Genomic DNA, 23,629 nt, shown 5'->3' with positions numbered 1-23,629 from the left:
ATTCCTTCCCCTACTCTCCTTCTGTTAATTTTTTTATGACACGGTCCAATTCTACCGCTCTCGACGCTTTGACCAAGAGCAGAATATCGCCGTTTCCTTCTCTATTTAAACGATCAGACGCTTCTTCAATCGTATCGAAATGATCTATCACTATCGGGCGGACCGGCACGGCGGATTTGGCTCCTTCCCCGATCCATTTCCCCCGCTCCCCAAGCGTGTACAGCCGGTCGATTCCTTTTTTCACCGCATAGACGCCGAGGTCGGTATGGTACATTTTCTCTTCCGGCCCGATTTCGCGCATATCCCCCAACAGAGCCCATTTCTTCAGCCCCGGCTCCAATTCGCTGAGGAGATCCAGCGCCGCTCGCATCGATGTCGGGCTGGCATTGTACGAATCATCGATGATTTTCATACCGTTGGCAGCCTGCTTCAGTTCCAGCCGCATCCCGGTCAGCTTCACAGCGGCGAGGCCCTCTTGGATCTCTGATTCGGCCATTCCGAGATAACGGCCCACCTCAACCGCCAGCAGGGAGTTTTTCACGTTATGCCGGCCCATCAGAGGCAGGTAATATTCGGTTTGATATTTCCTGGAGCGGAATCTCATTCCCCGTACGCCTTCGATTTGAACGTCCACCGGGGATTCGTCCGACTCTTCCCCCCAGCCGACGCGAATCTGCGGGTGGTGATCCTCTTTCAAGAACTGCCGCAGCAAAGGCTCATCCCCGTCAAAAATCAGGGGGCCATTCTCTTTAAGTCCTTCTTTTATTTCCAATTTTGCCTTGGCAATTCCTTCCCGGCTTCCGAGATGCTCCAGATGGGATTCGCCGATATTGGTAATCACCGCCACATCAGGGCGAGCGATCCGCGAGAGAACTTCGATTTCTCCGGCGTGATTCATCCCCATTTCAACAACCGCTGTTTCCGTTTGTTCCGGCATGGACAGCAGTGTGAGGGGGACTCCTATATGATTATTTAAGTTTCCTTTGGTTTTATGCACGTGATATTTAACGGACAAGACCGTTGCAATCAGATCTTTCGTCGTGGTTTTGCCGTTGCTCCCGGTTACGGCAACCACCTTGACCCCGCTCTCTTCACGATACCTCGCCGCCAGCTGCTGCATGGCCAGCAACGGTTCCGGGACGAGAATAAACGGAATTTCCCGGTTCTCCGGAACAGGCCGATCCTGACTCCACAGGGCAGCGGCAGCCCCTCGCTCAATCGCGTCGTCGATAAACCGGTGGCCGTCAAAACGCTCACCGCACAGCGGAACATAAAGCTGATTTGGCTCAAGCTGACGGGTATCTGTCGACACCCCGCGAATCATCCGATGTCGGTCGACTGCATTGCCCGCCCATGTTCCACCGGTTACCTCGATAATCCAGTCACATGTACGTTCAATCATGCTTCTCCCCCACTTTGTCTTTCACGCGCTATTATCGCTTCGCGCGCAACTTTCCGATCATCAAACTCGTGGCGGACTCCGTTAATCTCCTGATAGGTCTCATGTCCTTTTCCGGCAATCAGCACGATATCCCGTACTTCCGCCCGGTCAATGGCAAAGCGGATCGCCTGCCGACGGTCGGTGATCTTCACATAACGATCCTGAGCATCTGCAGGAATCCCTTTGATCATATCAGACAAAATCGCATCCGGGTCTTCTGAACGCGGATTATCCGATGTAAAAATAGCGAGATCGCTGTATTTTGCCGCGATGGCAGCCATGATCGGACGTTTGCCGCGATCCCGGTCCCCGCCGCAGCCAACAACGCAATAAACCTTGCCGGTGGCAAATTCGCGGATCGTGGTCAACGCATTTTCCAGGCTATCCGGCGTGTGGGCGTAATCGACGAGAACGGTATACGGTTGACCGAGTGAAACCGGTTCAAAGCGTCCGTTCACACCGGGAATATTGGCCAGACTTGATTGAATCACCTCCAGGGAAACGCCTTCGATCAGGGCTACACTGATCGCCGCCAGCGCATTGTAAACGTTGAATTTGCCGATCAGTTTCAAGCTGATCTCCGCTTCACCGCGGAATGATTTCAGGGTAAAAGTGGTGCCGTCCTGTGTAATGCGAATGTTTTCCGCCCTCACATCCGCAGGGTTTTCGATGCCGTAGGTCACAACCTGCGCAGGGGTGATTTTCTTAAAATAAGGTGTAGCTTCATCATCCGCATTCAACACCGCACAGGCATGATCTGCGGGTTCGGAAGCATAGTGATTGCCGAGCTGGCTGAAGAGCAACCCTTTTGCTTGGCGGTACTCCTCCATCGTCTTGTGATAATCCAGATGATCCTGGGTCAGGTTGGTAAAAACGCCGATATGAAAACGGCAGCCTCTTGTCCTCCCCTGATCGAGGGCATGGGAGGAAGCCTCGATGACTGAATACTCACAACCCTCGTCACGCATCATCCGAAATGTTTTCTGCAAATCGACGACCTCGGGCGTGGTATTTTTCGCCGCGAGAACCCGCTCGCCGATCTTCGTCTGAATGGTGCCGATCACCCCGGACTTATAGCCGGCGCCGGCCAGCAATTGCTCGATTAAATAGGTGGTAGTCGTTTTCCCGTTCGTCCCGGTAATGCCGATCAATTTCAATTCCTCGGTCGGATACCGGTAAAATTCTGCTGCCACGATCGCCATGGCGCGCCTCGAATCCGGAACCATGATGACCGGCACCGGCGCAGTGACCGGTTTTTCCACCATGAGCGCAGCAGCTCCATTGGCCACCGCCTGCTCGACAAACCGGTGTCCATCAACGTTAAACCCTTGCAGGGCAATAAAGAGATCTCCCGGTTTGACCTGGCGCGAATCGATCTGGATGCCGGTGATCTCGGTATCCGGGTCTCCACCCGCCACCGTATGTAATATTAGCGGTCGGATCAACTCTTTAAGCAGCATGTTGTTCCTCCTTTGAGAAATACAAAAGACAAGACAAAATGCCAGGGTTTAAACCTGGCATATGTTTATAACACATACCCTATTTTAATCCCCTTTGCTGGTTTTGTCACTTCCAATGACTACTACTGCGGTGAACAGCCAAAAACCGGATCTGCGCCAATAAACAAAAGGGCCATGCCCTATGCAAATTCTGGCGTTTGCATTTTGTTTGCAAATTGTTTGCAAAGAGATCACAAAGATTCCATCCTGTATTTGTCTAATTCCCTAAATAAATCTTGATGGTTGATCCTTTCTTTACACGAACGCCGGGCTTGGGCATCTGATTGATCACTTTTTCTCCCGTTCCCACTACCTGGAGCGGAAATGAAAATAAACTGTTGCGAATCCGGTCGATATCTTGTCCGATCAGATTTGGAACGGATACGATCGGGGTCGTGAGCGGAGTCTGTTCCAGCGGGATTTGCTTTGTCCGCTTCGGGATTTTCAAATAATGAAGCGAATCTTCCAAAATATTTCCCACGATCGGGGCTGCAACAACACCGCCGAACTGGATCCCCTTTGGATTGTCGACAGCAACATAGACGACGAGTTTGGGATCGTCCGCCGGGGCAAAACCGATGAAGGAGACGATGTGATTGTTTTGCAGATAATGTCCGTCAGGCCCTACTTTCTGTGCCGTACCGGTTTTCCCGCCGACACGGTAGCCATCGATATACGCTTTGTTCCCCGTCCCGCGCGCAACAACGCTTTCCAGGGCACTCCGGACAATCCGGGAAGTCTCTTCCGAAATCACCCTGCGCCTCATCTTCGGCTGAACCTTTTCAATTATTTTGCCGGTTTCAGGATCGATCCAAGCCTTCGCCAAGTGGGGAACCATCAATTTCCCTCCGTTGACCGCAGCGGATACGGCCGCCACCTGTTGAATCGGCGTCACCGAAACCCCTTGCCCAAAGGAGGTCGTGGCCAGCTCAACCGGGCCGACCCTGGATTCCTTAAATAAAATCCCCTTCGCTTCTCCGTTTAAATCAATCCCCGTTTTCTGTCCAAAACCGAATTTGCGGATATAAGCGAATAAATCCTTCTTGCCTACGCGCTGCCCAAGCGTCACAAAGCCGGGGTTACAGGAGTTCTCCACCACCTGCAAAAACGTTTCGTGCCCGTGTCCGCCCGCCTTCCAACATCTCAGGCGCGCTCCGCCGACCATGATATAACCCGGATCATTAAACCCTTCATTCAAGTTGACCTTATGCTCCTGAACAGCGGCAGCCAGGGTAATGATTTTAAAAGTGGAACCGGGTTCATACGTTTTCCAAATTGGCAGATTGCGGTTGTATACCAGCGGATCGGTTAACTGATATTGATCGGGCCGGTAGGTGGGGCGGCTGCTCATCCCCAAAATTTCTCCCGTATTGGGATCCATCGCGATCGCCAGGACACTTTCCGGCTGATACTTGGCCATCGCTTGATCCAGTTCCCTCTCGATAAAGGTTTGGATATGATAATCGAGCGTCAGTTCCAGATTCAGTCCATCTTTCGGCGGTGTATACCGGTCATGCCCGCCCGGCAGCTTATCTCCGCTCGCTGTCGCGCTAAATGAAACATACCCGGGGGTTCCTTTCAATTTATCATCATAAACCAGTTCCAACCCTGCCAATCCCTGATTGTCACCGCCTGTAAATCCCAGAACGTGGGCCGCCAGGCTTCCGTAGGGATAGTATCGCTTGCTGTCCTCTGTCACCGCGATTCCCGGCAAACGAAGCCCTTGAATTTCGCGCGCTTTTTCTTCTGATATTTTCCTGCCCCACGGCCGGATCCAATTAAACAGCGTGCGCTTTGTGATCTGCTGGTAGATTTTCTCTTCCGGCGCATCCAGGATTCGGGCCAATTTTTGCGCTGTTCCTGCCGGGTCCTTGATCTGGGCCGGTATCGCGATCACGGAAGGAGAACTGATATTATAAGCCAGCTTTTTTCCGTGCCGATCCAAAATGTCCCCCCGTTTTGCCTGAAATGGGATATCACGGCTCCACAAGTCTTTCGCTTTTTCAGCCAGCCATACTCCTTCAAACAATTGAACATAGGCCAATCGCCCCAGGAGGACCATAAACACGAACAAAGCGATCAGAAACAATGAAAAGAGCCGCCTTTTCGACGTCATTCTGCCGGCCATTTTTCCCCTCTCCTTCTCAAAAGCTCCTTTATCAAAAACTATGAAGCTAGAATAGAAAAAATGACGCCGGCCCATAAACACATATGTTCTTTCAACGCAACCGCAGTAGGGATGCACTGCAAAGAGGCCATCAGCATCAAGGGGGCACCACGCACCGGCTGCAAAGCTGACGCAGGTGCATTCCCCACAAAAAAAGCCCGACCCCCTATGGGCCAGGCTGAAAACCTCTATTTGATTGACTCGGCGAAGCTCTGATCTGGCTGAACATGCCTGATTTGCAATGCCGCTTTCATAATGTTCCGCGCAACCGGTGCGGCCACGGTTCCTCCCGAACCGGAACCGGTCGGGGTTGTCGGTTGGTCAATCGCGACATAGACGACCAGATTTGGATGATCATAAGGAGCAAAACCGATGAATGAGACCATGTATTTCCCTTTGAGATAACCTTTTCCCTCAGGATCGGGAATCTGTGCCGTTCCCGTTTTCCCCGCTACCTGATAGCCGGGAATTTCAGCTTCAACCCCCGTTCCATGTGCCACAACATCACGCAAAAGATCTCTCACCTGTTTTGCCGTTTCCGGCTTGATAATGCGGTGTCCCTCAGGTTTGTACTCCTTCACTTTTTTCGACAATCCGCTGTCCCACTCTTCCTTAAGCACATGCGGTTTCATCAGGATCCCGCCGTTTGCGATCGCACTGACTGCTGCCACCTGTTGAATCGGCGTAACCGAAATCCCTTGTCCAAAAGCGGTTGTTGCCAACTCGGCCGGATACAAGTTTCGGCCGTAATAAACGCCGCGGGCTTCTGCCGGCAAATCAATGCCGGTGCGTTTTCCAAAAGAATCGGTAATATTGCCGAAACCAAAGCGCGCAATATAATCGACCAGCTTGTTGCCCAGCATCTGACCGAGACGCACAAAAGCTACATTGCTTGATTCTTCGATTCCCTGACGGTACGTGATTCTCCCCCAGCCGGTTTCGTTCCAATCCCGGATCACCTGATCCCCAACGCGGATTGATCCGGACTGGTACAAGGCATCCGGATGAAACACACCCTCTTCGATCGCTGCAGCCAATGTGACAATTTTAAACGTGGAACCCGGTTCAAATTGGCTTTCAATCGCCCGGTTCCTCCGGTTATCATCGTTGATCGTTTCCGCATACCGGTTAGGATCAAACGTCGGTCGGCTGGCCATCGCCAAAATTTCACCCGTTTTGGGGTCGGCCACAATCGCCGTTCCGCCTTTTGCCTGATAATTCCGAACTGCTTCATCCAGTTCCAGTTCAACCTGCTGCTGAATGCGGGAATCAATCGTCAACACCAGATCTTTTCCCGGTTCCGGCGGAGTATCTTTTGACGGCTTATCGGTGATCATCATTCCGTTACGGGCTTTTAAATACTTAATATAGCCCTCTTTGCCCCTGAGCAAGCGATCATAATATTGCTCCACCCCGCCCACCGCAACATCATCATAGTTTACATACCCCAATACGTGCGCCGCTTCGTTCCCGTTATATTGGCGCATCGTTGTCGGGAAAGCATAAATGCCCTCAAGCTGCCCTTGCTTGCGCAACGCCATGACCTTGTCGTAAACCGGCTCCGGGTATTTATAATGACCGTCCGCTTTCAACTCGACGGATTTTTTGGATGAAGTCAACAGTTTATACAGGGAACTTTCGCTGATCTTCAGAATCGGAGCCAAAACCGATGCTGTCTTGTGCGGATTTTTCACTTGTTTCGGATCTGCCAGAAAGATATAAGCGTCCACTTCCCAAGCCAATGGTTGCTCTCTCGTTCGGTCGTATATGGTGCCTCGTTTGGGTCTAAGCTTATCGTCATAAATCCATTTTTTTTCGGCGTCTGCCAACAGTTCATTATGATCGAAGGTCTGCAACCAAAACAATCTCCCGATGATCACGCTCAAACAAAGGATCCAAACGAGCCCGATGAGAAGAGAACGCTTTTTGCTCTCCTTGAACATCGAACCCATGATTCAGCCTCTCCCATCTTCGACTAGCGTCAGTTTGGTTTGTTCGCTGCCGTTATCCGGCTACGGCCGAATCGAAGGCAAATATTTTGGAGCGGTCAACTGGAGCCCTTTGCTTTCGGCAAACTGCTGAATGCGCTCCACACTTTTCAACTTCAGAATCTCTGACTCTAACTGAAGGTTTTCCTTCTGTGTCTGGGAAATCTCGAGTTCCGTATTGCGGATGGCCACATTTAGCTCTGTCGCCTTGGCATATCTCGACAGAACGGAGACCGCCAAAGCGACGCATATGATCACGCTGAACAAATAGAGCATTTTCTCCCCGACCGGGAGTGCTTTGCTCGGAGATGTTGCCCGTTTCTTTTTTGTTTCTGTGTAAGGCTTCTCGAGCGGACGGGCCGTTGCAGCTTGAAAACGATCCTCTCTCATTATATAAATCCTCCTTACACTGCCAGCTTCCTTTAACCCTCTTTTATTCTCTCTGCTATGCGCAATTTGGCCGATCGCGCTCTCGCATTTCTCTCTATTTCTTCGGCGGACGGCAAAATCGGCTTCTTTGTAATAATGCGCAAATCCGCTTTTTGATTGCATGTGCAAACCGGAAAATCAGGCGGGCATATACATCCTTGTGCATGTTTTTGGAAAAACTTCTTGCAAATCCGATCTTCCAATGAGTGAAAGGTGATCACGGCAATTCGCCCGTTCGGGCCGAGCACTCGGAGTGCAGCTGCCAGCGCATCTCCAAAGGCGTTGAGTTCATCGTTTACGGCTATGCGAATCGCTTGGAAAGTACGGCGGGCTGGATGGGGACCTGTTCTCCTTGCAGGTGCAGGAATCGCTTGTTTGATCACTTCTACCAGTTGATGAGTGGTTGAGATCGGCATTTTTTCTCTTGTGTTTACGATCTCTTTGGCAATTCGCCGAGAAAATTTTTCTTCTCCATATTCGAACAAAATCCGTGTCAGCTCTTCCTGGGACCATTCATTGACGATGGTGTAGGCGGTGAGCTCACTTGTTTCATCCATTCGCATATCGAGCGGTGCGTCGTGCTGGTAACTGAATCCGCGCTCGCCAATGTCCAATTGGGGCGAAGAAACGCCCAAATCAAACAAACATCCATCCACATGGTCGTATCCCAGCTCTTTTATCACTTGATCCAGGAAGCGGAAATTGCTTTTCACCAAATGAAGGCGGCATTGCGCATCCTGAAGCCGCTTCCGGGCGTGATCCAGTGCCATCTGGTCTTGATCAAGGCCGATCAGAACCCCATTCGGTTGAAGCCGCTCGGCGATCATCCTGCTGTGCCCGGCACCGCCCAGGGTACAATCCACATAGATGCCATCCGGTTTAACGCGAAGTCCATTTACTGCTTCTTCTTTAAGTACCGTTTCATGCAAAAACACATTCATACATCCTTCATTTACAAATCCAAATCCACGATGCTTTCCGCAATTTCATTAAAAGACTCTTCCGAGCTGCTGTAATAGTCCTCCCACAGCTCTTTGCACCAGATTTCCACACGGGTGGAAACCCCGATAATCACGCATTCCTTTTTAAGCTTGGCGTAGTCTCGCAGATGTCCGGGAATATTGATCCTTCCCTGCTTATCCTGCTCGACTTCGCATGCTCCAGAGAAAAAGAAACGGGTAAACTTGCGTGCGTCAGCTTTCGTGAATGGAAGTGATTTAAGTTTCTGCTCTAATTGTGTCCACTCTGAGCCGGGGTATGCAAATAGGCACTGATCCAGTCCACGGGTGATCACAAAGGTTTCGCCCAATCCATCGCGAAATTTGGCAGGCACGATCAATCGGCCTTTATCGTCGATGTTGTGTCGATATTCACCCATGAACATGCCAGTTTGCCTCCCCTCGCTCCCCCTTTTCACCACTTCCCTCCACTTCCCACCACATTGCTAATTATACCACACGCCCATTAAAAAATCCTGCACCCGCGTGCAGGATTCCAGAAGTTTATTTCCATTTTTTGGATAAATTATAACTGCCAGCTGGCCAAATATTTCTCTTGCTCTTCGGTGAGACGGTCGATTCGGATTCCATTGGCCTCCAGGAAATACCGGGCCACCTGTTCATCAATCTGGTAAGGAACATCAATCACTTTGCGCCCGATTTTGTCATGGTTTTCATGCACATACAACAGGCAAAGGGCTTGCAGGGCAAAAGTCATATCCATGATTTCCGCCGGATGACCGTCGCCCGCCGCCAGGTTGACAAGACGCCCTTCGGCCAGGAGATACAACTTGCGCCCGTCAGGCAGCAAAAACTCCTCGATATCTTTCCGCACCACCCGTTTGCTGACCGCCATTTGTTCCAATGCCGCCACATCGATTTCCACATTGAAATGACCGGCATTGGCCAAAATCGCACCTGGCTTCATCACGTGGAAATGATCAGCGCTGATCACTCCTTTGTTCCCGGTGGTGGTGACGAAATAATCCCCGAACTTCGCCGCTTCTGCCATCGGCATCACAATAAAGCCGTCCATATGGGCTTCCGTCGCCTTAATCGCATCCACTTCAGTGACGATCACCTGCGCGCCAAGCCCCTTCGCACGCATTGCCACACCGCGTCCGCACCAGCCATAGCCGACGACAACCACTGTTTTGCCGGCAACGACCAGGTTGGTGGTGCGATTGATCCCATCCCAGACAGACTGCCCGGTACCGTAACGGTTATCAAACAAAAATTTGGAGTATGCGTCGTTCACGGCCACCATCGGGAATCGCAGCTCATCCGTTTTTTCCAGCGAACGGAGGCGCAGGATTCCGGTGGTCGTCTCTTCACATCCTCCTTTGACGTTTTCCAGGAGATCGGGACGTTCCGAGTGCAGAATGCTGACAAGATCCCCGCCATCGTCAATAATCAGATCCGGTTTCGTTTCCAATGTTTTGATCAGGTGATCTTTGTATTCTTCCGGGCTCGGATTATATTTGGCAAAGACGGTAATCCCCGATACAGCGAGAGCAGCAGCGATGTCATCCTGTGTGGACAGCGGATTGCTCCCCGTAATAGCAACATCGGCGCCTGCATCGCGAATCAGTTCCGCCAGGCAAGCTGTTTTTGCTTCCAGATGAAGCGAGATCGCCACTTTTTGCCCGGCGAGCGGTCTTTCTGCCGACAACCGTTCACGCAGCCGATTCAAGACCGGCATGTGCTCACGGGCCCAGTCCATTTTCAGGCGGCCATTCGGAGCCAGATTGAGATCGCGAACTATGCTTTTTTCCACAGGATTCATCATAATCCCCCTTATGTATGAGATAACAAAACTGAAACGGCGATTTTACAAGATAACAAAATGATGCCGCAAAGCTCGATCAATGTCAACGAAAGATGTTTCCACCAATTCATCGATCCAGTTGATCCCGTATAAGTTCCAATACTGAATCACATTATAGACCCGCTCTTGCGGTTTCCTGTCCGGCCTGACCGAGGCAATCAGCTCATCCCATTGACGTAAGCCTGCCCCGTGCTTCGTTTCGATCGCTTTTTTGGCAAAGCGGTAGAAATAGTCTATCTGCGCCAAAACCTTCTCCTCGTTTTTACGGCCCATCTCCCGCATATTCATGCCGATTTCCCCAGCCAGTTCATCGGTCAGCCGGCGGTGGAGAGCCTGAATGGACTCTTTGGCATGCAAAAACCGGCTTTCCAGCTCCGGAGGCTTTCTTTCTTCCAGCCATTGGGCCCTCTTTTCTTCGAGACGGCTGAAAACATCCATCCAAGACAGGGAAAAATCATTGATTCGCTTTTCCGCCAGCCGGTCGATTAACGTCAACTGTTCACGCGGCAGCACAATGGGCATCTCCAGCCTCATTTCGCGAAAAGCTTCCCGCAGTATTCCCCAATAGGCAATTTCACCGGGCCCTCCGACAAAAAAGAGAACCGGGAACAGATACTCTTGCATTAACGGCCTTGTGATCACATTGTTGCTGAATCGTTCAGGGGCCGTTTCCGCCAGATGGAGCAATTCTGCTTCCGTAAAGCGGTGACCCGTTTCTCCTGCCTGCCAGACCTCCCCTTCCCGGTACAACGGATAGCGTTCGCCGTCAATCAGGATGAAAAGGTTGGCTTGATTGTCCTTCAGCTCGACCGGAGCCGGGAATCCCCACTGCTCCAGCATGATCGTTTTTTCGGCAACGTGTTGCAGCAGCCGGGGGCTTTTCATAATCAATTCCCTGAAAAAGGGGCTTTCAAGTTTCCTCAGCCCCGGGTCCGCCGAGTCGATGAGCACAAGCCCCCATTTTCCGAAGAAATCGTGCATCACTCTCGCAAAAAAACGGGTCCACGAAAGCGGCTCCCCAATCAATTGCTTCATTCTGTCAAGCCACTCTTTTTTATGCTCATGATCAGGCAGCAGACGTGCGAGCGACTCCAGCCAGGAATGGGTTTCCTCCGGGGTGAGAACGTAAGCAGAGACCGGCTGTTTCGGTTTCCCTTTAACTTCCAGTTTCACTTTGCGCGATTTGTTCTCCGGGTGATCAATCCAAATATGATTGACCTCCTCAAAATCATGATCTTCGCCGGCAATCCAAAAGACAGGGATCACCGGGCGGTTCAGCATTTCCTCAGCCCGCCGGGCCCATTGGATAACGGTGATCGCCTTGTGGATCGTATAAAGGGGACCGCTTAACAGACCGGCTTGCTGACCGCCGATCACAACCAAGCTGTCCGGATTTTTCAACCGTTCCAGATTGCGGATAACCGCCGGATGAGACAGCTCCGGTTCCAGATAAGATTGAAGCGCCTCAACTAATCTGAGGCGCGGTGCAGCCAGCCCAGGCCGCATTTGATCCAGGTAGGAAACGCGTTTGCTGATGCTTTCCTTCTCCCAGGGTGTATATGCATAAAAGGAACGAACAAATGCCTCATTTTCAAGATAAGAATGAAATAAACCCGTTCCTTCTTGAACGTTAATGGTTTCCAGCTTCATATGGAACTCCTTCTTCAAAATAAGCTTAAAAACCTACATTTATAGTATATCATGAACAAAATGATCAGCTGAAATGACTTATACCTCTTTCTGTCTATTTAAAGGCAACAACAAACTGACAACCAGCCCCAGCAACGACACGCCCGCAGCAAACAAAAGCATATTGCTCTCGGCCGCTCTCTTCAACGGATCGGTCAAAACCGCCGACCTGATACTAAATGAGCTGAACAGCCTCGCCAGCGCCGTCAAGCCGATGGCCCCGCCCGCCGTGCGAAACATCCCCAAAGCCGTTAATCCATTCCGAATCTGCCTCGGCGACACCCAGGAAAATAAAAACTGGTGTACAGGGGCAACCAATGAAAAGCTGAAACTGAATCCCAGCATAACCAAGGCGGAAAAGAACCAAATCCCGTGATTTCCGAAAGCCAGAACGAGATAGGAAACCGCCGCCAGACTGAATCCGAGCGACATGGTTCGCCTTAAATTCCATTTGCGGGTCAGACCGTGTATCAGCGGCAGCGAAAACAATACACAGAACAGGATGAAAGAGAGCAGTGCCCCGATGCCGAAATCATTCGACCGGGTCACCCGAACCAGCCATACCGGCACCAAAAGCAGGGCCACCCAGGCAAAGCCGCACAGCGCCACTTGTAAATATAACAGCCAGAGCCGCCAGTGGGCAAACAGGTGGGGGTCAAAAAAAGGCTGTCTCTCCTGGCGTTCCACCATAAACAGAGGGACAACCATGCCGATGGCCACAATCCATAAGGGAAGAACATCCCGGTCGAAAAAAGCGGGCAGGCCTTCCAAAAAATCGGTACTGGACACCGCCGTCATCAAAAACAGGATCGTCAGTCCGAAGAAAAGAATCGACTCACCCGAAGCTCCTTTTACCCGCCGCGGTTGATCGGGCAGGCTCCATCGCCTGACAATCAGGAGGAGCAACAGGAGTAAAAGCAGGTGGACAAAAAAGACTGAACGCCATCCCAGTTCATGCGCGAAGGAAACGGAAAGCAAAGGCATGAGAATAAACCCAAATCCCAGTCCGAACAGGATGACCCGCTTCCCCCATTTGCCGGGGCGGTTCAAAAAACGGCGGGCATAGACGGAAACGCATGGAACCAGCCCGCTGGCCCCGACAGACTGAATTACCCTTCCCCACATAAACCAAACCCATTTTTTCGCCAGAATCGCTGTCAGTGACCCAAACGCCAGAAAAGCGACCGAGAGAATAAACACCTTTGTGCGGCTGGTATTCACCGCCCAGCTGTCCATGACTGGAAGCGAAAAAGAGAAAAAAGCCATATATAGGGAGATCACCCATATCGTCCAATGGATGGGCAATCCGTACTCCTTCATGATAAATGGCAAAACCGGTGTGACCAAAATGGCATCCACCGTACCCAATATAATTGCCAGGACAAACGTTTCAAATGAAAAAAACCGCTTTGAACGCGCCAAAATACCCCCTCCACGATCAATGGCAAACCGAAAGCCCGGCTTCATGTACGGATAACAGTTTGATTGCTTTTCGCTGCTCAACCTTTCTTATTATAACATTTGTTCTTCCTTTTCATGGATCAGATTCACAAGACGCAAATTGACCGGTGTATCGATCCGGTGTTTCCGGCCAAGCCGTACAATCGCCCCATTGATAAAATCGACCTCCGTCTTATTCCCCCTCATGACATCCTGCAGCATTGACGAAAAGTTTCCTGCCGTTTGTTTGCAGACGCTTTTCACCTTCTCGTCCAGATCCGCATAGGATAAGGGAATTCCCTCCCGGTTCGCCACCAAAACCACTTCATGTAAAATCTCTTTCCACTCCGCTTGATACTCGGGTGAGAGGAGTGCTCCGTTTTTCACCCCGTAAAGCGCCGTCAGTGGATTGATCACACAATTGACAGCCAGCTTTCCCCATATCTTATGCAATATTTGCCGATCATATAGGATGTTGCACCCAGCTTGCTCCTTCAATATGTTTATCCAGCGCAAAAGCAGAGGGTGAGGTTTTTCCTCTGACGGGGGATATAAACCGATGGACGTCTCTCCCCTTCCCGTTCCGCGAATCACGTTGTCTCCTTCCCTCAATGCCCCCTCGGTGGTCACCGACAGATAAGTCCAAGGGCGATCTGTCAGTCGGGCAATGTTCTCCTGATGCCCTAATCCGTTTTGCCAAAAAATAATTTGCGATTCCGGGTGAGTTCCTTTTTGAATCACAGGAAGAATGGCCGACAAATGCGTTTGTTTGACCATGACAAGCAACAGGTCGATCTTCCCTTCAGGCATCTCATCACTGCATACGGCATGACAAGCACGTTGTTCCGTTTCTCCGCCCTGGCCGATAAAGCGGATTCCTTCGCGATTCAGCAATTCTGCCTGCTCCTTTGTTCTAGTCAACAGAAGCAGATTTTCCCCGAAAAGCGGCTGCATTCGCGCTCCCCACAGCAGTCCCAGTGAACCGGACCCCAGAATAGCCACCCGCATTTTATTCACGCTCCATTTCTTTTGCCCAAGGCAGATTTCTCGTTTCTTCCATTTGAGTATAACAAAAGTAGCCTTACAGGCACAGATATATTCATGTCAAACCTGACAACCCGCGGATGCAAGTAAAATCCGGAGGAAAACGCTGATCCGTCCGTTAAGAAAACATGCCAATTACTTAAACGACTGCCGGAAGTGGTCAACTAGCTGAAGCCCTTTGCCGTATATGGAGCAAAGGGCATTTACTGTCAAATCGCATCCCCAAACCGTCATTTGTCTTTACTGTTCCCTCTCTTCAACAGGCACAGGCAAATCGGCTCAACCAAAGATTATCTGCGGAAGATCGTTTCCACGCTTTCCTTTTTACCACGTTTTCAGAGACTGCATGGCATGGCAGATCCCTTTGGTTTTCGCATAAATTTCCTGATAAATCTCAAAGAGCGCCTGGTATTTCTTCACTGCCTCCGATTGCGGATAAAACGCCGAAGACGGGCGGATAAACTGTTCTGCACATTCCTCGAGCGATGCAAACCAGCCGCAACCGAATGCCGCCAGCATAGCTGCACCCAAAGCAGGTCCCTGCTCGCTTTCCAGTTTGATCACCTCGGCGCCAAAAATATCCGCCTGCATTTGCAGCCAGCATTGGTTTTTGGCTCCTCCGCCGATCGAGATGATCCGGTCAATCGCTTTTCCTTCACTTCGGAAAATCCGGATCGTCTCATGTAGCGAAAACGTGATCCCCTCCATAACAGCCCTCACAAAATTCTCTTTGCGATGAGCCGCATCAACTCCGATGAAACTGCCCCGGATCGCCGAGTCGGCGTGCGGTGTTCGCTCTCCAAACAGATAAGGAGCGAAGAGCAGCCCGCCGGAACCGGGCGGAACCTCGTTAACACCTTGCAACAATCCTTCAAACGTTTCATTTTGGAAAAAAGTCTCTTTAAACCAGCTCAGGCTGTAACCGGCGGAAAGGGTAACGCCCATAGCATAGAAGGAACCGGCTTTGGCATGGTTAAAAAAGTGCACTTTTCCTTTGAAATCCCGCTCCTTCTGATCTTCATGGGACAGAATGACGCCGGATGTTCCGATACTGCACAACGTGATTCCTGGCGATAAAATTCCGGCCCCGACTGCCCCGCAAGCATTATCCGCCCCGCCGGCAAAAACGTTTGTCCCCCTCCGCAACCCGGTCAGCTGCGCAATCTCAGGAAGCAAGGTGCCGACAAATTCGTGGGACTCCACAAGAGGAGGACAAATCTCCGGCGGAATTCCCAACTGGCGGCAAATCTCCGCACTCCATTTCCTTTCCGCCACATCCAAAAGCAACGTCCCGGCCGCATCCGAAAAATCGCTGCAGATCACTCCGGTCATCCTGAACCGCAAATAATCCTTGGGCAAAAGAAATACCCGGGCCTTCTTGAAAATTTCCGGTTCATGCTCCTTTACCCATAAAATTTTGGGCAGTGTAAATCCCTCCAACGGGCGGTTCTTTGTGATCCGCAGCAAATCCTCTCCCAATGCCTCGGCAATTGCTGTACACTGCGCAGTGGTTCTCGTGTCATTCCAAAGAATTGCCGGACGCAACACCTGATGGTGATCATCCAACAGCACTAACCCGTGCATCTGCCCGGAATAGCTGATTCCTTCAATATCTGCGGGGTTGACGCGGGAAAGGGAAAGCAGCTCGGACAAGGCCGATACCGTTTGCCCGACCCATTCCTCCGGATCCTGCTCGCTGTAGCCGGATTTCATCTGAATCAGCGGATAATTCTTGGAAACCTCCGCGCAAACCTCTCCCCTTTGATTGACCAAAATCGTTTTGACACTGCTGGTTCCCAGATCGATCCCGATTACATATTTCATCTTTTCACCTCTTGCTCCAGCATGTTTCCCACAAAAAAATCGCCCCTTTCCCGACTCCGGCATTTATGTCCGCCCCATGGGTGCATCTTCGCCCGGCGGAAGGGAAGGAAACGGATGGACATGCCCCTTTTAAAATAAGGAGCCGGGCAGGGCTCCTTTTCTTGTCAGACCGGGTAGACAGGATGTTTTCGTTTGCTGAATGTCATCTGTTTCGATTCATATGCGGCAAAGCGGGCAATCAGCTCATCCCGCAACCGCTCGGGAGCAACGATATCATCGACGATCAGTTCACTCGCCAAACGATAGATGTCGATATCCTTTTTATACTCCTCCCGTTTCTCCATGACAAATCGGGTTCGTTGCGGCTCCTCCAACTCAGCGATTTTATTGCTGTAAACCGCATTGACCGCCGCTTCCGGCCCCATCACGGCAATCTGCGCCGTTGGCAGGGCGAGGCAAGCATCCGGTTCAAAGGCGGGGCCGGCCATGGCATACAAACCCGCTCCGTACGCTTTGCGCACGATGACAGAGATTTTGGGAACCGTCGCCTCCGACATAGCCGCAATCATCTTCGCCCCGTGACGGATAATCCCGGCCCGTTCCACCTGGGTTCCGATCATAAACCCGGGTACATCGGCAAGGAACAGGAGCGGAATTTGATAGGCATCGCACAGCGTGATAAAGCGGGCAGCCTTGTCGGCCGAATCGACGAACAAAACGCCGCCTTTCACTTTGGACTGATTGGCCACCACCCCGATCACCCGTCCGTTCAAGCGGGCGAAGCCGGTAATCAGTTCACGGGCGAACAGAGCTTTGATTTCAAAGAAAGTACCTTCATCCACCAGGCTGTGAACCAGTTCGAGCATATCAAAAGGCGAATTTTGATGATCCGGCACGATTTCGGCAATGGGTCGCGCTTCCGGCGACGGCTGCTTCGGTTCTGCCATCGCCGGTTTACCGAGATAATTGGCCGGAAAATAGCTCAGATAACGCCTGGCCGCGGCGATCGCCTCTTCTTCGCTCGATGCCAGCACATCACCGCAGCCGCTCACGGAGCAATGCATGCGGGCGCCTCCCATCTGCTCCAATGTCACCTTTTCGCCAATCACCATTTCCGCCATCCGCGGCGACCCCAGATACATGCTGGCATTTTTGTCCACCATGATGACGATATCGCAAAAGGCGGGAATATAAGCACCACCGGCTGCCGACGGGCCGAACAAAACGCAGACCTGCGGAACCATGCCCGAAAGTTTCACCTGATTATAAAAAATCCGTCCCGCCCCTCTGCGCCCGGGAAACATTTCAATTTGGTCGGTGATGCGCGCCCCGGCGGAATCAACCAGATAAATGATCGGAACCTGCAACTTCTCTGCCGTTTCCTGGATGCGAATGATTTTCTCGACTGTGCGGGCCCCCCACGATCCGGCTTTGACTGTTGAATCATTGGCCATCACGCATACCGTTTGGCCGTGAATCCGGCCAATCCCGGTCACCACTCCGTCTGCCGGCAAGTCCCCGGCCATGAAGTTGGCGAACTTTCCGTCTTCCAGCTGAACATCATCATCAAAGAGCAACCGCAGCCGGTCCCGTACAAACAGTTTTTTCTGCTGCTTCAGTTTTTCATGATATTTCGGAGCACCGCCGGCCTCAATTTTTTCAATCCTTTCCTTCAATTCCTCGGACCATGTCTCTTTCATTTCGGATCCCTCCCCGCTTCTATTCGCCAGTATAGCGTGGTTTTCTTTTTTCTTTAAAGGCGGCCAACCCTTCCAGCCGGTCTTTTGTCGGGATCAGCGTCTCGTATGCCTTGGTTTCCAACAGAAGACCCGTCTCCAGATCGGTCTCCAGACCACGGTCGATGGCCAATTTGGCCTGAGCCAAGGCCAGCGGTGCATTCTCTTTGATCGCTTGTGCCCACTCGATCGCCGTTGTCAGCGTTTTCCCCCGGGGCGTTACCTGATTGGCCAGACCCCAGCGCTCTGCTTCCGCTGCCGTCACCTTCCTGGCTGTGAAGATCCATTCTTTTGCTTTCGTTTTTCCCACGAGTCTCGACAGGCGCTGCGTCCCTCCGGCCCCGGGAATGATGCCGAGCGAAACTTCGGTCAACCCCAGCATGGCATGTTCGGCAACGATACGAAGGTCGCAGGCCAGAGCCAGTTCCGTTCCCCCGCCGAAAGCGGCTCCGTTGACCGCGGCGATGACCGGCTTCGGCATTTGCTCAATTTTGGTGAATGTATCGCGGATCAGCCTGATAAAGTGACGAACTTCGTCCTCCGACATCGTACGCCGCTCCTTCAAGTCCGCTCCCGCAGAAAATGCTTTCTCCCCTGCTCCGGTAATGATCACAACACGCGTCTGCCGGTCGTTTGCCAATTCTTCCGTCACCTGCGCCAGTTCGCTCAATACGGTCCGGTTCAGGGCGTTGTGCACTTCGGGGCGGTTGATCGTTACAATGGCCAAGCCCTCTTTCTTCTCAAGCAAAATTGAAGGCATCCTTCTCCTCCTAACTTTTTCGTTTTTTGCTTCCCACATAGCTTTTCAGCACCTTGGAAGGAAGCGCTTTCCCAAGAATCCGCTGGGCGGTCAGGCTCACATCACACAATCGCTCCAGGTCGATGCCTGTTTTGACGCCCATTCGCTCCAATGTATAAACCAAGTCTTCGGTCGCCAGATTGCCTGCAGCACCCGGAGCATAAGGGCAGCCCCCCATTCCCCCGAAGGAAGTGTCCAATGTGGTGATGCCCAATTCCAGAGCCACATAGGCATTGACCAGCCCCGTTCCTCTTGTATCATGAAAATGGCCGGCGAGCGTTTCGGCCGGAAACTGGCTCAGCAGTGCCTTGAGAACTTTTTTCACATCATTGGGGGTGGCCACACCAATCGTGTCGCCCAAAGAGATTTCATAAACCCCCATCGCAAACAACCGTTCGCATATTTTTGCCACTTGCGATATGTCCACATCTCCTTCATATGGGCATCCAAACACGGTGGAAACATAGCCGCGAACTTTCTTCCCTTGTTGTTTGGCCAATTTGGTCACTTCTTCCAGAACCGGGTAGGTTTCTGCAATGCTCTTGTTGATATTTTTGCGGTTATGTGCCTCGCTGGCTGACATGAAAACGGCAAATTCATCCACTTTTGTCTCCAGCGCGCGCGCCAGCCCCTGGCGATTTGGAACGAGCGCTCGATAGACAACAGCCGCATTGGAAGGGAGTTCACTGGCCAGTTGTTCCGCATCGGCAAGCTGCGGCACCCACTTGGGGTGAACAAACGAGGTGACCTCAATATCCCTCACCCCTGCGGCAATTAGTTTCTTGACAAGAATTTTTTTCGCATCGGTCGGCAAGATCACCGCTTCATTTTGCAATCCGTCACGCAAGCCGACTTCAACAATTTTTACCTCCATTGAAAGCCACCTCTAGCTTTCCACGCTCAGCACGAGCAGAACTTCTCCGTCTCCGACAAAAGAACCCTCTTCCACCTTGACTTCGCTCACGATTCCTCCCTGTTCCGCCTGCACGGGCACCTCCATTTTCATCGATTCCAAAATCACTACATCCTGGCCGGCTTCAACGCGATCCCCCGGTGCCACCAACACGGATAAAACAGTACCTGCCATGCTCGCAGTAACCTCTGCCATTCTCTTCACCTCATTCATTTTTTAAATCCGCAATCAATCCAGTATGATAATGGCCGCGCACAAAATCAGGATGCTCCAAAATGCGCAGCAAAAGGGGGAGATTGGTTCTGATGCCTTCAACCCGAAAACGCTCAAGGGCAAACCGGCTTCGCTGAAGCACCTCCATCCGGTTGCAACCGCTTACAATACATTTGGCAATCATCGGATCATAAAACGGGGAAACGGTATTCCCTTCTTCCACCCCCGCATCGACGCGGATGCCGTCCCCCGCGGGAAATTGAAACGCGTTCAGCTTGCCCGGCGAAGGATAAAAGCGCACGGGGTCTTCGGCATAAAGGCGGAACTCGATCGCATGTCCCTGAAGCGGAATCTCCTCCTGTTTTAACTTAAACGGTTTCCCTTCGGCCACGTCGAGCTGCCAAGCGACCAGGTCAAAGCCGGTGATCGCTTCCGTTACCGGGTGCTCCACCTGCAACCGCGTGTTCATTTCCAGGAAATAAAACTGCTCGGACTCATCGAGGATAAATTCAACCGTTCCCAATCCCAGATAGTTGACAGCTTTGGCGGCCCGAATCGCCGCATCGTACAGCTTTTGTCTCGTTTCCTCCCTGATGGACGGTGAACGGCTCTCCTCGATCACTTTCTGGTTTCTCCGCTGAACCGAACACTCCCGCTCATAGAGGTGGAGTATATTGCCAAACGCATCGGCGGCGATCTGCACCTCGACGTGGCGGGCCCGCGGAAGCCATTTTTCCAGGAACAGCTTCCCGTCGCCAAAATAAGCCTGCGCCTTTTGTTTGACTGATGAAAAGACAGAACGCAGCTCTTCTTCTCCCCGGCAAACATGCATACCGATTCCGCCCCCGCCGGCGCTCGCCTTGATCATGACAGGATAGCCCCATTCCCGCGCCAGTCGAACCGCTTCTTCCGCAGAGGATAAAGCACCGCTGCCGGGAACCACCGGAACCCCTGCCTCGATCATCGTTTGTCTGGCCGTCACTTTATCTCCCATCTGCGCAATGGTGAACGGCTTCGGCCCAATCCAGGTCAGTCCTGCTTTCAGCACCTGCTCGGCAAAGGAGGCATTTTCCGATAAAAAGCCGTAACCGGGATGAATGCTGTCCGCCTCGGTCTTTTCTGCCGCCTGCAAAATGGCCTCCACCTTCAAATAACTCTGTGCGACCGGCGGCGGGCCGATCGGAACGGCTTCATCAGCCATCTTCACAAAGGGCAGATCCCGATCCGCATCGGAGAAAACCGCGACGGTCTTCACCCCTCGTTCCCGGCATGTGCGCATAATCCGACAGGCGATCTCTCCGCGATTGGCGACTAACACTTTTCGGATTGACATAGCCCACCTCATTCCCAGCATAAAGTTAAATGATAAAGATATAAAATCCTATTCATCATAATGTTCGACAATAAATAATTTTTGTCCTTCCCAAATCATTCGGCCATTTATGCTAAAATAAAGTTGACTCTGGTAAAACTCTTGGTATCAAAGGGGGAAAAAGCATGGAACCCTTGAAAGTCGAGCAGTTGAAGATCAATTACAAAACCTTGGAGGAGTTCCAAAAATTCAACGAATACGGACTCCCTGAGCTTTCCATGCTGGAAGATCTGGAAGCCAACATCGTAGAAAATAACAGTCAGTCCCCTTTCTACGGCATTTACCGCGACGGTCAGCTGGCCGCCCGCATCAGCTTATATCGGGTCAGCGCCAAATATGACTGGTATTTTCATCCCAGCCAGGACTATTATGAAATTTGGAAACTGGAAGTGTTGCCGCAATACCGCGGGCAAGGACTTGGACATGCGCTCGTCAGTTACGCAAAAAGCTTGTTCTTGCCGATTAAAACCAATGCCCGCAACCGTTCTGATTCATTTTGGAGAAAAATGGGTTTCCAACCCGTTCGCTACAACCCTGAGCGCGATCGCGGGGAAAGCCCGTATGTGTGGCTTCCGCCCGGGGTAGGCCTGAAAGAATAAACCGATTAAAAAAGACCCACATGCGCCTTTTAATGCGGGTCTTTCTTTATCCGGCTATTTATCCACATGCTGCAGATTGTCGCTCTCTTCCGATTGGAACTTCCCTTCTTCATCATTTTCCTCACCGAGCAACGCCATGCGACGGGCCCGCTCCATAATTTGTACCAGGGTGCGGTAGTCATCGTTGACAAGGCGATAATCGCTTTGCACATGGTTGAGCTGGTCTTTCATTTCCATGTTTTCCTGTTCCAGTTTTTTCAGTTGCCGCTCCCGTTCCTCCAGCTCTTTTTCCAATTGTTTTTGCTGCCGTTTCAGTTCGGTCACTTCATTTTTATACTGCCTTAAGAAGCGAATGATATTTTCAATGGAGTAAGCCAGATCCTCCCCGGCAAGCGCACCGCTTTTCATCCGCAGCGAGGCCGATCGCCCCCTTTCCTGGGATCTTTTTTGCCGTTGGGACTTGGCAATCTGAATTGCAGCCTCATACTTTTTTCTCACTGTACTGTTCCAACGAAAACCACAGGCAGCCGGAGTTCTGCCCAACTTTTCCGCTACTTCTTCAAAAGCGGAAAGTTGTGTTCCTCCTTCGCGAATATGCCTGAGGGTCACCTCGGCCAACACCATGTCATCTTCAGGCGTCCAGGCATCTTGGCGCTTTACAGCCATAACGGTACCTCCTATCCTCCTGCAAGGACTCGCAAAACTTCCTTCACTTAACTGTATGCAAATGATATAAATCATAGTATATGGATCTATTAATTTTTATTACCAGCTGGAAGTGGAAGTATACCTGACCTTTCACGCACGATGACATGGTTTTCCCGGCCGTTTTTCTTCGCCACGGATTATTCTTTTTTTGCTCTGGTTCGGTTCAGAAAGGATTCTACCGCCAGTCGATGTTCATCGGATTCCCAGCAGACGGCGCAATGCTCTGCCTCCAATTCATATGTGCCTTGTTCCCGTTCTCTCTCTATCTTGTCAGCCACCTGCTTATACGCCCGAATGACGGAAACAGGCGCTTTCGTCAACTTCTCGACATAGCTTTCCACATGGCTTCTGAATCCATCCTCCGGCAGCAGCGCATCGACGATCCCCCATTCCTTCGCTTCCTCTCCGCTTAAGATCCGTCCGGTTAACAGGCAGTCCAATGCCCGGGTTCGACCGATCTTCCGCATTAAACGGCCGGCGCCGCCCCAACCGGTCGTGATTCCCAGATTCACCTGAATCATGCCGAACTTCGCTTTGGGGGAAGCCAGACAAAAATCACAGCTGACCACAATTTCACACCCTCCTCCGACGGCAAACCCTTCCACGGCCGCCACCGTCACCAGCTCAAGCCGCGCAATCTCTTCCAGCAGTGCTCCCATGCGGCGCATGACGGGAAAAATCTCTTCCTTCTTGGTCCACTGGTGAAACTCGGACACATCGCCTCCGGAGACAAAAGCTCTCTCATCTCCCAAAAATACGATCGCCTTCAGGTTCCGGTCGTTTTTCCATTCCCTGATAACGCTTTCCAATTCACCGATCATGGCAAGGTTCACCGCATTGCGGACATCAGGCCGATGAAAGCGAATCCAACCGGTTTGCTTCTGTTTGTGAACAACAAGTGTCTGCATTATGAACATCCTTTCCGCATTGCTTGATAGCGAA

At 51.6% G+C, this 23,629-nt stretch carries 20 protein-coding genes; 1 reads left to right on the top strand and 19 read right to left on the bottom strand.

From position 1 onward, the window contains the following. Nucleotides 1-10: 10 nt before the first annotated feature. The 17 genes from I8U19_RS08100 to I8U19_RS08020 all read right to left on the bottom strand — a co-directional run bounded on the left by I8U19_RS08100 (nt 11) and on the right by I8U19_RS08020 (nt 21,335). A complete protein-coding gene (locus tag I8U19_RS08100) occupies nt 11-1,402 on the bottom strand; it encodes a UDP-N-acetylmuramoyl-tripeptide--D-alanyl-D-alanine ligase (protein WP_198055650.1) in 1,392 nt (463 codons plus the stop codon). Further along, nucleotides 1,399-2,901: a UDP-N-acetylmuramoyl-L-alanyl-D-glutamate--2,6-diaminopimelate ligase gene (locus tag I8U19_RS08095; protein ID WP_198055649.1), complete on the bottom strand. Its 1,503-nt coding sequence runs from the start codon at nt 2,899-2,901 to the stop codon at nt 1,399-1,401. Before I8U19_RS08095 ends, I8U19_RS08100 begins: the two co-directional genes overlap by 4 nt. Before the next feature lie 256 nt (nt 2,902-3,157). Beyond that, complete coding sequence (locus I8U19_RS08090; RefSeq protein WP_198055648.1) at nt 3,158-5,068, bottom strand: stage V sporulation protein D; 1,911 nt, start codon at nt 5,066-5,068, stop codon at nt 3,158-3,160. A 227-nt stretch (nt 5,069-5,295) separates the two neighbouring features. Beyond that, nucleotides 5,296-7,059: a peptidoglycan D,D-transpeptidase FtsI family protein gene (locus I8U19_RS08085; protein ID WP_052154061.1), complete on the bottom strand. Its 1,764-nt coding sequence runs from the start codon at nt 7,057-7,059 to the stop codon at nt 5,296-5,298. 60 nt (nt 7,060-7,119) lie between these two features. Further along, entirely contained in the window at nt 7,120-7,485 is a 366-nt protein-coding gene (gene ftsL, locus I8U19_RS08080) for a cell division protein FtsL (protein WP_052154060.1), read from the bottom strand. A 32-nt stretch (nt 7,486-7,517) separates the two neighbouring features. Beyond that, entirely contained in the window at nt 7,518-8,465 is a 948-nt protein-coding gene (gene rsmH, locus I8U19_RS08075) for a 16S rRNA (cytosine(1402)-N(4))-methyltransferase RsmH (protein ID WP_181735410.1), read from the bottom strand. Between the two features lie 11 nt (nt 8,466-8,476). Beyond that, nucleotides 8,477-8,908 (bottom strand): division/cell wall cluster transcriptional repressor MraZ, encoded by a 432-nt coding sequence (gene mraZ / locus I8U19_RS08070; protein WP_033100235.1) that lies wholly within the window; start codon nt 8,906-8,908, stop codon nt 8,477-8,479. 140 nt (nt 8,909-9,048) lie between these two features. Continuing rightward, nucleotides 9,049-10,308 (bottom strand): adenosylhomocysteinase, encoded by a 1,260-nt coding sequence (locus tag I8U19_RS08065; RefSeq protein WP_033100234.1) that lies wholly within the window; start codon nt 10,306-10,308, stop codon nt 9,049-9,051. Between the two features lie 45 nt (nt 10,309-10,353). After that, nucleotides 10,354-12,000 carry a bacillithiol biosynthesis cysteine-adding enzyme BshC gene (gene bshC, locus I8U19_RS08060; protein WP_198055647.1) on the bottom strand — a complete coding sequence of 549 codons (1,647 nt, stop codon included), beginning with the start codon at nt 11,998-12,000 and terminating at the stop codon, nt 10,354-10,356. A 78-nt stretch (nt 12,001-12,078) separates the two neighbouring features. Then, complete coding sequence (locus I8U19_RS08055; protein ID WP_198055646.1) at nt 12,079-13,461, bottom strand: MFS transporter; 1,383 nt, start codon at nt 13,459-13,461, stop codon at nt 12,079-12,081. Between the two features lie 90 nt (nt 13,462-13,551). After that, complete coding sequence (locus tag I8U19_RS08050; protein ID WP_198055645.1) at nt 13,552-14,487, bottom strand: ketopantoate reductase family protein; 936 nt, start codon at nt 14,485-14,487, stop codon at nt 13,552-13,554. Between the two features lie 360 nt (nt 14,488-14,847). Beyond that, nucleotides 14,848-16,347 carry a xylulokinase gene (gene xylB, locus I8U19_RS08045; RefSeq protein ID WP_198055644.1) on the bottom strand — a complete coding sequence of 500 codons (1,500 nt, stop codon included), beginning with the start codon at nt 16,345-16,347 and terminating at the stop codon, nt 14,848-14,850. A gap of 164 nt (nt 16,348-16,511) precedes the next feature. Next, nucleotides 16,512-18,047 (bottom strand): acyl-CoA carboxylase subunit beta, encoded by a 1,536-nt coding sequence (locus tag I8U19_RS08040; protein WP_033100231.1) that lies wholly within the window; start codon nt 18,045-18,047, stop codon nt 16,512-16,514. Between the two features lie 19 nt (nt 18,048-18,066). After that, nucleotides 18,067-18,843 (bottom strand): enoyl-CoA hydratase-related protein, encoded by a 777-nt coding sequence (locus I8U19_RS08035; RefSeq protein WP_198055643.1) that lies wholly within the window; start codon nt 18,841-18,843, stop codon nt 18,067-18,069. Between the two features lie 10 nt (nt 18,844-18,853). Then, the gene (locus tag I8U19_RS08030; protein WP_033100229.1) at nt 18,854-19,756 is read right to left on the bottom strand and encodes a hydroxymethylglutaryl-CoA lyase; all 903 of its coding nucleotides are present in this window, start codon (nt 19,754-19,756) and stop codon (nt 18,854-18,856) included. 12 nt (nt 19,757-19,768) lie between these two features. Beyond that, a complete protein-coding gene (locus I8U19_RS08025) occupies nt 19,769-19,990 on the bottom strand; it encodes an acetyl-CoA carboxylase biotin carboxyl carrier protein subunit (RefSeq protein WP_033100228.1) in 222 nt (73 codons plus the stop codon). Between the two features lie 10 nt (nt 19,991-20,000). After that, the gene (locus I8U19_RS08020) at nt 20,001-21,335 is read right to left on the bottom strand and encodes an acetyl-CoA carboxylase biotin carboxylase subunit (RefSeq protein WP_370589218.1); all 1,335 of its coding nucleotides are present in this window, start codon (nt 21,333-21,335) and stop codon (nt 20,001-20,003) included. A 170-nt stretch (nt 21,336-21,505) separates the two neighbouring features. On the opposite strand from I8U19_RS08020, the gene I8U19_RS08015 reads away from it, so the two are divergent. Next, complete coding sequence (locus I8U19_RS08015; RefSeq protein ID WP_033100227.1) at nt 21,506-21,979, top strand: N-acetyltransferase; 474 nt, start codon at nt 21,506-21,508, stop codon at nt 21,977-21,979. Nucleotides 21,980-22,033: 54 nt separating this feature from the next. On the opposite strand, the gene I8U19_RS08010 is transcribed toward I8U19_RS08015, so the two are convergent. Together I8U19_RS08010 and I8U19_RS08005 are read right to left on the bottom strand one after the other, a co-directional pair. After that, on the bottom strand, nt 22,034-22,645 hold the full coding sequence (locus I8U19_RS08010; RefSeq protein ID WP_033100226.1) for an RsfA family transcriptional regulator: 612 nt from the start codon (nt 22,643-22,645) through the stop codon (nt 22,034-22,036). Nucleotides 22,646-22,824: 179 nt separating this feature from the next. Next, complete coding sequence (locus I8U19_RS08005) at nt 22,825-23,595, bottom strand: enoyl-CoA hydratase/isomerase family protein (protein WP_052154057.1); 771 nt, start codon at nt 23,593-23,595, stop codon at nt 22,825-22,827. Nucleotides 23,596-23,629: the final 34 nt, after the last annotated feature.

It is taken from the genome of Thermoactinomyces sp. CICC 10523 (genome assembly GCF_016055105.1).
Taxonomy (GTDB): domain Bacteria; phylum Bacillota; class Bacilli; order Thermoactinomycetales; family Thermoactinomycetaceae; genus Thermoactinomyces_A; species Thermoactinomyces_A daqus.
The sequence above is the reverse complement of the archived record's forward strand: the minus strand, read 5'-3'. Positions and strand labels throughout refer to the sequence as shown.